The sequence below is a fragment of the Arthrobacter sp. Helios genome, assembly GCF_023167125.1.
In the GTDB taxonomy this organism is placed as follows: domain Bacteria; phylum Actinomycetota; class Actinomycetes; order Actinomycetales; family Micrococcaceae; genus Arthrobacter_B; species Arthrobacter_B luteolus.
In genome coordinates this window covers 2,014,867-2,027,516 of sequence record NZ_CP095402.1, presented here as the reverse complement: position 1 = coordinate 2,027,516, position 12,650 = coordinate 2,014,867, and the positions used below count along the sequence as shown (strand labels likewise).

Here is a 12,650-nt window from a genome sequence, read left to right as displayed (position 1 = left end):
CGCCTCCATGGCGTTCGGCGACCGGACGCTCTGGCAGGGACTCGACCTGGATATTCATGCCGGGGAATTCCTGGCCGTCCTGGGCCCAAACGGCACCGGCAAGACCACGCTCCTGAAGGTGCTCCTTGGCCTGCAGCCGCTCAGTTCGGGGTCGGTGACCGTCAACGGACGGAAGATCGAGCGCGGAAGCAGCGACATCGGCTACATCCCGCAGCAGAAGTCCTTCAGCCCGGGTACCCCGCTGCGTGCCCGGGACCTGGTGGGCATGGGGGTTGACGGCGACAAGTGGGGGCTGCGGCTGCGGCGGGCACCGGTCCGCAGACGGGTCGACGAACTGCTGGCCCAGGTCGGTGCCACCGCTTATGCGGACGAGCCGGTCGGTACGCTTTCCGGCGGTGAACTGCAGCGGCTGCGGGCTGCCCAGGCGCTGGCGACCGATCCGGACCTGCTGCTGTGCGATGAACCTCTGCTTTCCCTGGACCTGCACAACCAGAAGGCCATCAGTGCGCTCATCGATGAGCGCTGCCACGTCCAGGACGCCGCCGTGGTGTTTGTGACCCACGAAATTAATCCCATCATCGATTACGTGGACCGTGTCCTGTACCTGGCCGGCGGGCAGTTCCGGACCGGAACGCCGGCCGAAGTCCTGCGTTCCGACGTTCTTTCCGACATGTACGGCTCCCACGTGGAGGTACTGCGCAGCCACGGCCGGATCGTGGTGCTGGGCGTCCCTGATGCGACAACCCACCACCACGGTGAAAGCGAAGGCGACAATGGACCTTTCTGATTTCTTTTCCTCCGTCTTCGACTTCAGTGATTACGGGCAGCTGCTGCCGCTGGTAACAAATTCCCTCTGGGCCGCGGCCATCCTCGGACTGGTGGGCGGGCTGATCGGCATCTTCGTGATGATGCGGGACCTGGCCTTCGCGGTGCACGGGATTGCGGAGCTGTCCTTCGCCGGCGCCGCTTTGGCCCTGCTCATCGGCGCCAACGTGGTCCTGGGGTCACTGGTTGGTTCGATTACTGCCGCTCTGCTGCTGGCGGTGCTTGGCCTGCGTGCCCGGGACCGCAACTCGATCACCGGAGTCATCATGCCCTTCGGGCTTGGCCTGGGCATCCTTTTCCTGGCCCTGTACGAAGGACGCTCGGCCAATAAGTTCGGGCTCCTGACCGGACAGATCGTTGCCGTGGACAGCGTCCAGCTGAATCTGCTGGCCATCTGCGCGGCAGTGGTGGTCGTCGGCCTGGTGGTGGTGTGGCGGCCCCTCACCTTCGCCAGTGCTGATCCGGACCTGGCAGAAGCCCGCGGGGTTCCGGTGGGAGCCCTGTCCATCGTGTTTATGTTCCTGCTGGGACTTTCCGTGGCGCTGTCCATCCAGGTGGTTGGTGCGCTGCTGGTGCTCTCGCTGCTGATCACTCCGGCCGCCGCCGCTCTGCTTGTCACGTCCTCGCCGAGGCTGGTGGTGGCGCTGAGCGTGGTCTTTGCCCTGGTTTCGGCGGTGGGCGGGATCCTGCTGGCGCTCGGCGGACGGATTCCGATCAGTCCCTATGTGACCACGATTTCCTTCGCGATTTACCTGGTCTGCCGGATCATCATGAGGGTGCGCGGGCGCAGCCGGAAGTTCAGCGCAAACATCCCCGCAGCGTCAGCGGGCTAGGAGCCGCGGCTGGCGGAGCACTCCGGGCAGAGCCCAAAAACCTCAACTGTGTGGGCCACTTCGGTAAAACCGTGTTCCTTGCCGAGCCGTGCCGCCCAGCTTTCGACAGCTGGAGCTTCGATTTCCACCGCTTTCCCGCAGTTCCGGCAGACCAGGTGGTGGTGATGGTGGGCGGCCTCGCAGCGCCGGTACAGGACCTCGCCGTCAGCGCCGCGCAGCACATCCACCTCTTCCTCGTCCGCCATGGACTGCAGAATCCGGTAGGTCGTGGCCAGGGACACCTGCTCGCCGCGGTCCTGCAGCAGGCGGTGGAGCTCCTGCGTGCTCACAAAGTCTTCCAGTGAGTCCAGGGTGCGGCCCACCGCGAGACGCTGGCGGGTGACCCGTGGCTCGGCCGTCCGCCGTGATGGCGATGGCTGCGCTGACATGGGAGCCTCCTGCGGCTGCTTCGGGTGGATCGGGTTCTCCCCAGATTATCAGCGATGCGCTTCCCCGGTCCCTCCGCCGCCCTGTGCTGCGGGAGTATCGTGACCGTATGAAAATGACGAAGTATGCCCACTCCTGCGTCCGGTTCGAGAAGAACGGCGCTGTGCTGGTCATTGACCCGGGGAATTTTTCGGAGGTGGAGGAAGCGCTGGCAGGTGCCGATGCGATCCTGGTGACCCATGAACACGCTGACCACATCGACCGGGAGCGGGTACTGCCCATCCTGGCGGGAAGGTCCGGGCTGGCGCTGTATGCTCCGGCGGGCCTGGCCGGGGCACTGCGGGAGGAAGTGCCGGAGGATGTGCGCACCCGCATTCACGACGTCGAACCGGACACCTCGTTTGAGATCGCCGGAATCGGAGTCCGCTCGTTTGGCGGGCAGCATGCCCTGATTCATCCGCTGATCCCCATGGTGCGGAACCTGGCATACCTGATCGAGGGCAGCATCTACCATCCGGGAGATTCCTTCACCGTTCCGAACGGACTCAGGGCAACCACCCTCCTGCTGCCGATCCATGCCCCCTGGTCGAAGGTCGGGGAAGTCATCGACTTCCTGATCAGCTGCGGCGCCGAAACGGCGTACCCCATCCACGACGCCCTCCTGAACGGCAACGGCCGCGGGATTGTGGAGAAGCACCTGGAACGGTTCGGCAAAATGTACGGCACCCGGTATGTGCGGCTGGCCTCCGGCGATGTGGTGGACGTATGAGCGGAGTGCTGATCAGTGCCGGGGAGCTGCAGGAGCTCCTGGCGGCGAACCAGCCCGTGCGGCTCTTGGACGTGCGGTGGGAGCTGGGCCGCACGGACGGGCACCGGCAGTACCTGGCCGCCCACCTGCCCGGAGCAGCCTTCGTGAACCTGGATACTGAGCTCTCCGCCCCGCCCGGATCCGGTGGGCGGCACCCGCTGCCGGCTCCGGAGGACTTCACGGCGTCGGCCCGCCGCTGGGGCATCAACGACGGCGACCTGGTGGTTGCCTACGATGCGGCCGGAGGAGGCTCTGCCGCCCGTGCCTGGTGGCTGCTGCGCCACGCCGGCTTCCCGGAGGTCAGGCTGCTCGACGGCGGGCTGCGCGCCTGGCAGGAAGCCGGCGGCAGGCTTGTGGAGGGCGACGAGATCCCGGCACCGGGTACTGCCTCCTTGTCATGGGGTCATATGCCGGTGGCGGACAGGGAAACTGCCGGCGGGCTGGCCTCTTCGGGGGTGTTGATCGATGCCCGGGCGCCTGAACGCTTCCGTGGAGAACACGAACCCATCGATCCCCGGGCCGGGCATATCCCCGGAGCAGTCAACGTACCGGCGGCCGGGAACCTGGAGGGGAACGGGCGGTTCGCCGATGCGCGCGTGCTCCGGGACCGGTTCGAAGCGGCCGGCGTCGACGGCACCAAGCCGGTTGCCGCCTACTGCGGCTCCGGTGTGTTCGCGGCAGCCGAAGTGGCTGCCCTGGCAATTGCGGGTTTCGACGCCGCGCTGTATCCGGGCTCGTGGTCCGAGTGGTCATCCACCCCCGGAGCGCCGGTGGCAACCGGCGGGGCAGACGGGTAGCGTCAAAGCCATGATTACCGGCCGTCCCGTCCCGCCGCCGCTGCATGTGCAGCGCAGCGGCCAGGCCGCCAGCAGCTTTCACCGAGGAGAACGCATGAGCACACTATTCACCAAAATCATCGAGGGTGAGATCCCGGGCCGCTTCGTGTGGAAGGACGACGACGTCGTTGCCTTCCTCAGCATCGGCCCCCTCGCGGATGGACACACCCTGGTGGTGCCGCGCCGGGAGGTCGACAAATGGACGGACGCTCCGGCAGACCTGCTGGCAAAGCTGACCGCCGTGGCGCAGGAGATCGGCAAGGTCCAGGTGGAGGTCTTCGGCTCCGAGCGGGCGGGACTGACCATCGCCGGCTTCGAGGTGGAACACCTGCATCTCCACGTGTGGCCGGCCAACTCGCTGCAGGACTTCGACTTCAGCCGGGCGGACACGAACCCCGACCCGGAGCGGATGGCAGCCAACGCGGAGAAACTGCGCGGCGGCCTGCGTGCCGCCGGGCACGCCGAGTTCGTGCCTGAAGCGTAGCCAGGTCCCCGGGCCCTCTGCCGGCTCCGGCGGCCTACGCCGGGGCCAGCGCCTGGTTCAGCGCGGTCCGGATCCGTTTCTCCGAAACGGACCGGGCCGTTCCCAGTTCCTGGGCAAAGAAGCTGATCCGCAGCTCCTCGATCATCCAGCGGACCTCGGTGAGGGCGGGGGGAGTGCCGGCGCCGGGCAGCAGGGCCGCGACGGCGTCGTCGTAGTCATCCTCCAGGCCCTGGACCACTGCCATGTTCAGTGAATCACGCTGGATATTGGTCGGCAGTTTCTCCAGCCGGCGCTCAATCCCGGCAAGGTAGCGCGGCAGCTGGGCCAGCTGGGCGTAGCCGGTGCGGGCCACGAACCCGGGATAGACCAGCTGCTCGAGCTGGGCCCGGATGTCGTTCAGGGCCGAAATCAAGGCCAGGGACGTGGTGCCCTTGAGCTGCTTCTGGATCCGCCGGGTGCTGGAGAGCACCTTTTCCACGATGGCCGTCACGGTGAACACCGTGTCTATCAGATCTGCCCGCACGCTCTCGTAGAGCGCATCGAACTCTTCCCGCGACCAGGGCAGCTTTTCCGGCGTCAGCTTGTCGATCGCCGCGAGCGTGCAGTCCTGGATCAGTGCGGCTACGCTCCCGTGCGGGTTCTGGCTGAAGGTCAGCTTCTCGGCATTGCTCAGGTGCTCCAGCACATATTTCGCCGGGCTGGGGACCCGCAGTGCCAGCAGGCGGATGACGCCGGCCCGCATGGCGGCTTCCTGCTCCGGCACGTTCTGGAACACCCGCAGGCCCACACTGGCGCCCTCATCCACCAGGGCGGGATAACCGGTGACGGTGTGCCCTGCCACCTCCCGGGCGACCTGCCGCTCGATGGTGCCGAAGGTCCACTCGGTCAGCCCGGATTGTTCCCGGAACGACGGCGGGCCCCCGTTGGAGGAGGCCGGAACGGCCGCCGCTTGGCCGGAGGTTGTGCCGGGTTTTCCCCGTGCAGGCTTGCCGGCAGGTTTGACGGTGCCCGGAGTTGCTCCGAGGGATTCCGCGATCGCCCGGCGGTTGGCCGGTGCGAGGGACTCCTGCAGAGCTGCCAGGTCCTTGCCCTCGTCCAGGATCCGTCCGGCGGAGTCAACGACCGAAAAACTCATGCGCAGGTGTTCCGGCACCGCTTCCCAGTTCCAGGACCCGGGCGGAATGATGTGGCCCTTGAGCCGGCGCAGCGCCAGTTCCAGGGACGGTTCCAGGGGGTCCGACGCCGGATCGAAGTCGGCAGCCAGGGCAGCAGCAGCTGCCCGTGCCACGTCCGGTGCCGGAATGAAGTTCTTCCGCACGGCCTTGGGCAGGGACTTGATCAGCGCGGTAATCAGCTCGGCCCGCAGACCTGGAATCTGCCAGCGGAACGGCTCAGGATCCAGCTGGTTCAGGAACAGCACCGGGACCTGGACCGTGACGCCGTCGTTCGCTCCCGGAACCCCGGGGGTGAACTCGTAGGACAGCGGCAGGTCAAAATCCCCGAACCGGAAGGCTTTCGGGAAGTCGTTCTCATCCAGGTCCGCGGCATCGTCGGTGCGCAGGGCATCAGGATCAAAATCCAGCAGCCCCGGGTTTTCGTGGCGGGCGTGCTTCCACCACTTGTCGAAATGCCGTTCCGAAACGACGTCGGTCCCCACCCGTTCGTCGTAGAACTCGAAGAGCGTCTCATCATCAACCCGCAGGCCGCGGCGGCGGACGCGGGTTTCGAGTTCTTCCAGCTCCGCGAGCAGGGCCCGGTTGCGGTGGAAGAACTTGTGGTGCGTGCGCCAGTCGCCTTCCACCAGGGCATGCCGGATGAACATTTCGCGGGACAGCACCGGATCGATGCGCCCGTAGTTCACGCTCCGCCTCGGAATCACGGGCACACCGTAGAGCGTGACCTTCTCGTACGCCATGACCGAACCGTTGCGCTTGGACCAGTGGGGTTCGCTGTACGTGCGTTTGATCAGGTGCGGTGCGACTTCCTCCACCCACAGCGGATCGAACCTGGCTGCGATGCGCGCCCAGAGCCGGGAGGTCTCCACAAGTTCCGCGGCCATCACCCAGTCCGGCGACTTCTTGAACAGGGCAGATCCCGGGAACACCGCGAACCGGGTGCCGCGCGCCCCGGCATATTCCCGCTTGCGCTGATCGTAAAGGCCGATGTGGCTCAGCAGGCCCGCGAGCAGACTGATATGCACGTCTTTTTCGCGGCCCACCGGATCGACTTCTCCGGGGGCGAGGGTGATGCCCAGCGGCTTGGCAAGCTGCCGGAGCTGGGCGAACAGGTCCTGCCACTCCCGGATGCGCAGGAAGTTCAGGAACTCGTTTTTGCACAGCTTCCGGAACTGGGAGGAGGAGAGCTCTTTCTGCTTCTCCTGGACGTAGCGCCAGAGGTTAAGGAACCCCGTAAAGTCCGAATTCTCATCCACGAACCGCTTATGCAGTTCGGCCGCTTTCTGGGCCCGGGCCGGATCGTCCTTCGACGGACGTTCCCGCGGATCCTGAATGGTGAGGGCAGCGGCCAGGACCATGACTTCACGGGTGCAGTTGCGGGCACCGGCTTCCACGATCATGCGGCCGAGCCGGGGATCAACGGGCAGCTGGGCCAGCTTGCGTCCGACGGCGGTGATCCCGCCCTTGGGTTCCAGGGCACCCAGCTCACGCAGCAGCAAAGCGCCGTCGTTCACGGCCTTGGGATCCGGCGGCTGGACGAACGGGAAGTCCGACACATCCTTGGGGCCCTGCGCCACGCCCATGGCTGCCATCTGCAGGATCACGGCGGCCAGGTTGGTCCGCAGGATTTCCGGGTCGGTGAACTCGGGACGCGCTTCGAAGTCTTCCTCCGAATACAGGCGGATGGCGATACCGTCCGAAACACGGCCGCAGCGCCCGGAACGCTGGTTTGCCGAGGCCTGGGAGATCCGCTCGATGGGCAGGCGCTGGACTTTGGTGCGGTGGGAGTACCTCGAGATCCGGGCGGTGCCGGTGTCAATGACGTACTTGATGCCCGGTACGGTGAGGGAGGTTTCGGCAACGTTCGTGGCCAGCACGATCCGGCGCTGCTTCCCGGGGGAGAACACCCGGTGCTGCTCGGCCAGGGACAGCCGGGCAAAAAGCGGCAGGATTTCCGCGTTGGCCAGCCGCGGATTGCGCTGCAGCGTGCCGCGCAGAGCATCGGCGGCGTCGCGGATCTCCCGTTCGCCGGAGAAGAAGATCAGGATGTCGCCGGGAGCTTCGCGGGAAAGTTCGTCGACCGCACCGCAGACCGCGTCGAGGGGATCCCGGTCCTCCTCAAGTTCGTCATCGTCCGCGTCCAGGGATCCGAGGGCGGGCTGGTTCAGCGGACGGTAGCGGATTTCCACCGGGAACGTGCGGCCGGAGACCTCGATGACGGGAGCCGGTGTGCCGTCGGGAGCGGCGAAATGCCGGGCAAAGCGTTCCGGGTCGATCGTCGCGGAGGTGATGATGATCTTCAGGTCGGGACGCTCGGGCAGCAGCCGCTTGAGGTAGCCCAGGATGAAGTCGATGTTGAGGCTGCGTTCGTGCGCCTCGTCGATGATGATCGTGCTGTACTTCTTCAGCTTCCGGTCATGCTGGATTTCGGCAAGCAGGATACCGTCGGTCATCACCTTGACCTTGGTACCGCGGCTGACCTGCCCGGTGAACCGGACCTGGAAGCCCACCTCAGCGCCGATCTCGACGTCGAGCTCCTCGGCGATGCGCTCCGCAACGGTGCGGGCCGCGAGCCGGCGGGGCTGGGTGTGGCCGATCATTCCGTTCTCGGCAAGCCCCAGCTCCAGGCACATCTTGGGGATCTGAGTGGTTTTGCCGGAGCCGGTGGCGCCGGCAATCACGGTCACCTGATTGGCCGCAATGGCCGCCATGATGTCTTCACGGCGTTCCGAGACGGGAAGCTGTTCGGGGTAGGAGATTGTCAGTGCCATAGTTGGCACCAGTCTAGTGGGTTGGCGGTGCCTGCCCGGCGGCCCTGGCCAGGCGCCCCGCGGCTTCCCGGGCCCGCTGGCGCATCTCCTCCGGTTCCAGGATTTCAAACTCGATGCCTAGGGCAGCCATCCGGATCAGCGGGAGGTCCAGCGAATCCCAGCCGCTTCGCAGCATCGTGTGGCCGGGGCCGTCGGCTTCGAGGACAGCGACTTCCGCGGGTACCTGTTCGGCAACCGCGCCCAGCGGTGCCGCGATCCGCAGGACGACGTCGTACCGGTAGGGGCTGCGTGTGATCGCGTCCTGGACGTAGGCAACGAGGTCCCGGGCCGGCAGCGGCCGCGGCACGAACCGTTCGCGGGGCACCGGGATGGACTGGCACCGGTCCACCCGGAAGGTCCGCCAGTCCTGGCGGTCCGCATCCCAGGCAACCAGGTACCACCGCCGGCCGGTGCTGACCAGCTTGTAGGGTTCAACAATCCGGCGGCCTTCGGCGGCTTCGAAAGCCTGGTAGCGGAAGGCAGAGACCCGCCGCTCGGAAATTGCCGTGGAGAACGCGGTGAGGATATCCGGATTCACCGCTGAGACGGTGGCAGCCGGCCCCGCCAGCACGCTGACAGACTGGCGCAGAGCGGAGAACTTTGGCCGCAGGCGGCCGGGCAGGACCTGTTCCAGCTTCACCAGTGCCCGGATCGACGCTTCACCGATACCCGAAACCGGCCCGGAGGCAACAGCGGTCAGGCCCAGGGCGACGGCAAGGGCTTCCTCGTCGTCGAGCAGCAGCGGAGGCAGCTGGGCGCCGGCGCCCAGCTGATAGCCCCCTGCGATGCCCGGGGAGGCCGAGATGGGGTAGCCCAGAGTGCGCAGCTTGCCGATATCCCGGCGTACCGTCCGTTCGGTGACGGCCATGCGGTCTGCGAGCGCCGCACCGGTCCACTCGCGGCGCAGCTGGAGCAGCGAGAGCAGGTGCAGCAGCCTGGCGGATGTTTCAAGCATGCAATCAAGCTACTCCGATATGCGGACAGAAGCTGTCCTGATTAGCTAAACGGGCGCTGCCTCGGGGGAGCGCGGCTGGTCAGGTGTGCGGCACCCCGGCCAATGGCGATGGGTGCCGGGGTGGAACGCAGCCGGAACGTCCGGAGACTATCCGGCGCAATAGGCGCATTAACGGAACCGCGGCTGGTACGGCTGGTCGAGGTAGAGGTCCCGCGGGTCCTTCACATCCCAGAGCGCGTTGCCGTGCCAGGGGCGGCCGGAATGGACCGGTGGGAGATGGCCGCGTCCGTCGTTGCGGATGCTGTGGACGACTGCGGCGATGCTGATGAGGAGGAGGGCGGCTGCGAAGCTGATCAAGAAGATTTCCATACCTCAAGGCTGGTCCCGGACGCAGGAAAATATGAGTGGCAGAAATGACCATGACCAACAAAAAGCTGCCATACTTGGGACATGCTCAAATCTGTGGCAGTCATCACACTGGACAGCGTCGGAATCTTCGAACTCGGCCTGCTGGGAGAGATCTTCGGCATCGACCGCTCAGACCGCGGAACCGGGATTCCCTGCTTCGAACTCACTGTTGTGACCCCCGATCCCGGACCGGTGCGGACCGCGGCTGGGTTCACCATCGACGTCGCGCATGGCCTGGACGCTGCCAGGGATGCGGATCTGGTGGTTATGGCACCGTTTGGCAGCACGGAGGCCCGCCGGATGCCGGAAGCCGTACTTGAGCTGCTGCGCGAAAGCCTGCGGCGCGGGGCCTGGGTGATGTCTGTCTGCACCGGAGCCTTCGCCCTGGCCGAAGCCGGCATCCTGGACGGGCGCAAGGCAACCACCCACTGGAGGTACTCGGAGGAGCTTGCAGGCGCCTATCCCGAGGTGATCGTCGATGAGAACGTGCTTTACGTCCAGGACGGCACCGTGATCACCAGTGCCGGAACAGCAGCCGGAATCGACGCTGCCCTGCACCTGATCCGTCAGGAACTCGGTGCCAAAACTGCAGCCGCCATCGCACGGGACATGGTGGTGCCTCCCCACCGGGACGGAGGCCAGGCGCAGTACGTCGACCGGCCAATGTCGATCACCGGCTGCGACACCTTGGAAGAAGTCCTCGTGTGGATCAACTCCCACCTGGAAGAGGACCATTCCGTGACCGCGCTCGCCGACCGGGCACACATGTCCGAACGGACCTTCGCGCGCCGGTTCAAATCCGAGACGGGGACCACTCCGTCCGCCTGGATCAACACGCAGCGGGTACTCCGGGCCCAGGAACTGCTGGAAGAATCCGAGCTGACCATTGAGGAAGTGGCCCGGGCCGTCGGATTCGGGCAGGCCGTCCTGCTGCGGCACCACTTCAACCGCGACGTCGGCATCAGCCCCGCAGCTTACCGGCGGGCGTTCCGGGGCGCTGCTGCGGCGGGCCGTCCCGCCAAGACCGCCAGCTGACCCGCCGGCGCTTCCGGCTGACCTGCCAGGGTTTCCGGCGCTTCCAGCGACCCGCTGAAAACGCCGGAAACACGCTCATGACCGGGGGATGTTGCGCAGGTTGCTCCGGGCCATGCTGACAGCCTGACCGGCTCCCTTGTTCAGCACCACCTTGGACATGGCCGTGGCGAATCCCAGCACCTGGTCGGTGGTGATCTTGGGGGGAATGGACAGGGCATTCGGATCGGTGACCAGCTCCACCAGGGACGGACCCGGGTGTTCGAATGCCGCCCGGTAGGCGTTCATGATCTCCGCCGGGTCGCTGACCCGCACAGCATGGAAACCGATGGCGGCAGCAATATCCGCATAGTTGGTATCCGGGACGTCCACAGCGTAGTCGGGCAGTCCGTCCACCAGCATCTCCAGCTTGACCATGCCCAGGGTCGAGTTGTTAAACACCACCACGTTCAGCGGCAGGTTGTACATGCGGGCGGTAATCAGTTCTCCCAGCAGCATGGACAGGCCGCCGTCACCGCAGACAGCCACCACCTGCCGGTCCGGATGGGAGAGCTGGGCACCCACTGCGTGGGGGAGCGCGTTCGCCATGGTGCCGTGCAGGTAGGAACCGATGAGCCGGCGGGTCCCGAGCGGGTTGATGTACCTGGCCGTCCAGACGTTGCACATGCCGGTGTCGGCGGTGAAAACCGCGTCCCGGGAGGCCGCCTCGTCCAGAAGCGAGGCGGCGTACTCGGGATGGATGGGTCGCAGCTTTTCCGCCTTCTGCGTGTAGGCGCCCACTGCCTTGTTCATCAGCCGGTCATGCTTTTTCAGCATCTCTTCCAGGAATCTGCTGTCCTGCTTCTCCTCGACCAGGGGCATCAGGGCCTCCAGGGTGGGAAGGATGTCGCCGTGGACGGCAATATCGACGTCGGTGCGCCGGCCCAGGTGCTCTGCAGCCCGGTCCACCTGGGCTGTTTTGGTGTCCGGAAGGAACTGGTTGTACGGGAAATCGGTGCCCAGCAGGATCAGCAGATCGGCGTCCTTGATCCCCTCGGCAGCTGCCCCGTAGCCCAGCAGGCCCGTCATGCCGACGTCGAACGGATTCTGGTACTGGATGAAGTCCTTCCCCCGGAGCGAGTGCCCAACCGGCGCGTTGACCTTGGCAGCGAACTCCACCACCGCGTCGTGGGCGCCCTCAACCCCAATCCCAACGAAGACCGCTACTTTCCGTGCCTCGTTGACGGCGGCGGCCAGCTGGTGCACACTCTCGGCTGCCGGAACCACGGAGGCAGGGAGGAACTCTGCGGGTGACGGGGTGGGTGCAGTAGCCTCCTGGCCCGCAATGTCGCCGGGAATAGTGACCACCGAAACCCCGCGCAGGGCGACCGCGTGCTGGATGGCGCTGTGCATAACGCGCGGAGCCTGATCGGAGGTGCTGATCAGTTCCGAATACACAGAACACTCGGTAAACAGCCGGTCCGGATGGGTTTCCTGGAAAAAGCCGCTGCCGATCTGGGCGCTGGGAATGTGCGAGGCAATGGCCAGCACCGGGGCTCCGCTGCGGTTGGCGTCATAGAGGCCGTTGATCAGGTGCAGGTTTCCCGGGCCGCAGGACCCGGCGCAGACGGCCAGCTTCCCTGTCAGCTGGGCTTCGGCGGAGGCCGCCAGGGCGGCGGCTTCTTCATGCCGGACATGGATCCAGTCGATCCCTCCGCGCTTGGACCCGCCGGTCCGGCGAACAGCGTCCACGATGGGGTTCAGGCTGTCTCCGACGATGCCGTAAATGCGTTGGACTCCGGCGGCGCGAAGCTGTTCGATCAGTTGGGTGGCGAGCTGTTTGGCCATGGGGCGCTCCCGGCTACCGGGTCCCAGCCGCCCGGCCGGCACCCGATGGGTGGTTTAGGCGGAATGAAGAAAAACTCCGGCCAGCGCCACAATCGTTCCAAAGACAAGCATGCTGCCGACCGGCCCTTTCATGCTACGCACCGCTGCTGCACCCTCCAAGTCCGCCCGGCACCGGCACTGCTCAGCCCGCAGGATGAAAGCGCTCCACCCCCGGGATGGAAAACGCCGTGC

Annotated in this window: 11 protein-coding genes; 6 read left to right on the top strand and 5 right to left on the bottom strand. The window is 66.1% G+C overall.

Translation table 11 applies throughout. The features are described from left to right. Positions 1-7: 7 nt before the first annotated feature. Together ArtHe_RS09105 and ArtHe_RS09100 are read left to right on the top strand one after the other, a co-directional pair. Positions 8-787 (top strand): ATP-binding cassette domain-containing protein, encoded by a 780-nt coding sequence (locus ArtHe_RS09105; RefSeq protein WP_066296914.1) that lies wholly within the window; start codon positions 8-10, stop codon positions 785-787. Then, on the top strand, positions 774-1,658 hold the full coding sequence (locus tag ArtHe_RS09100; RefSeq protein WP_248316507.1) for a metal ABC transporter permease: 885 nt from the start codon (positions 774-776) through the stop codon (positions 1,656-1,658). Before ArtHe_RS09105 ends, ArtHe_RS09100 begins: the two co-directional genes overlap by 14 nt. Here ArtHe_RS09100 and ArtHe_RS09095 read toward each other — a convergent pair. After that, positions 1,655-2,086, bottom strand: a complete 432-nt coding sequence (locus tag ArtHe_RS09095) for a Fur family transcriptional regulator (RefSeq protein ID WP_248316505.1) — start codon at positions 2,084-2,086, stop codon at positions 1,655-1,657. The genes ArtHe_RS09100 and ArtHe_RS09095 overlap by 4 nt on opposite strands. A 107-nt stretch (positions 2,087-2,193) precedes the next feature. On the opposite strand from ArtHe_RS09095, the gene ArtHe_RS09090 reads away from it, so the two are divergent. The 3 genes from ArtHe_RS09090 (at position 2,194) to ArtHe_RS09080 (ending at position 4,212) form a co-directional block, all read left to right on the top strand. Further along, entirely contained in the window at positions 2,194-2,853 is a 660-nt protein-coding gene (locus ArtHe_RS09090; protein ID WP_248316503.1) for an MBL fold metallo-hydrolase, read from the top strand. Next, the gene (locus tag ArtHe_RS09085) at positions 2,850-3,689 is read left to right on the top strand and encodes a sulfurtransferase (protein WP_248316501.1); all 840 of its coding nucleotides are present in this window, start codon (positions 2,850-2,852) and stop codon (positions 3,687-3,689) included. Before ArtHe_RS09090 ends, ArtHe_RS09085 begins: the two co-directional genes overlap by 4 nt. Positions 3,690-3,783: 94 nt before the next feature. Further along, positions 3,784-4,212, top strand: coding sequence for an HIT family protein (locus ArtHe_RS09080; RefSeq protein ID WP_066295507.1), 429 nt, complete (start codon positions 3,784-3,786; stop codon positions 4,210-4,212). A gap of 34 nt (positions 4,213-4,246) precedes the next feature. Here the strand turns inward: ArtHe_RS09080 and hrpA are convergent, their stop codons facing one another. From hrpA to ArtHe_RS09065, 3 genes are all read right to left on the bottom strand, one after another. Continuing rightward, the gene (gene hrpA / locus ArtHe_RS09075) at positions 4,247-8,158 is read right to left on the bottom strand and encodes an ATP-dependent RNA helicase HrpA (RefSeq protein ID WP_248316499.1); all 3,912 of its coding nucleotides are present in this window, start codon (positions 8,156-8,158) and stop codon (positions 4,247-4,249) included. 13 nt (positions 8,159-8,171) lie between these two features. Then, positions 8,172-9,152 carry a WYL domain-containing protein gene (locus tag ArtHe_RS09070; protein ID WP_248316497.1) on the bottom strand — a complete coding sequence of 327 codons (981 nt, stop codon included), beginning with the start codon at positions 9,150-9,152 and terminating at the stop codon, positions 8,172-8,174. 168 nt (positions 9,153-9,320) lie between these two features. Then, positions 9,321-9,521, bottom strand: coding sequence for a hypothetical protein (locus ArtHe_RS09065; protein ID WP_248316496.1), 201 nt, complete (start codon positions 9,519-9,521; stop codon positions 9,321-9,323). A gap of 81 nt (positions 9,522-9,602) precedes the next feature. Here ArtHe_RS09065 and ArtHe_RS09060 point away from each other — a divergent pair, with 81 nt between their 5' ends. Further along, positions 9,603-10,595 (top strand): helix-turn-helix domain-containing protein, encoded by a 993-nt coding sequence (locus tag ArtHe_RS09060; protein WP_248316494.1) that lies wholly within the window; start codon positions 9,603-9,605, stop codon positions 10,593-10,595. A 75-nt stretch (positions 10,596-10,670) separates the two neighbouring features. Here the strand turns inward: ArtHe_RS09060 and ArtHe_RS09055 are convergent, their stop codons facing one another. Beyond that, positions 10,671-12,419: a pyruvate dehydrogenase gene (locus tag ArtHe_RS09055; protein WP_248316492.1), complete on the bottom strand. Its 1,749-nt coding sequence runs from the start codon at positions 12,417-12,419 to the stop codon at positions 10,671-10,673. Positions 12,420-12,650 lie beyond the last annotated feature (231 nt).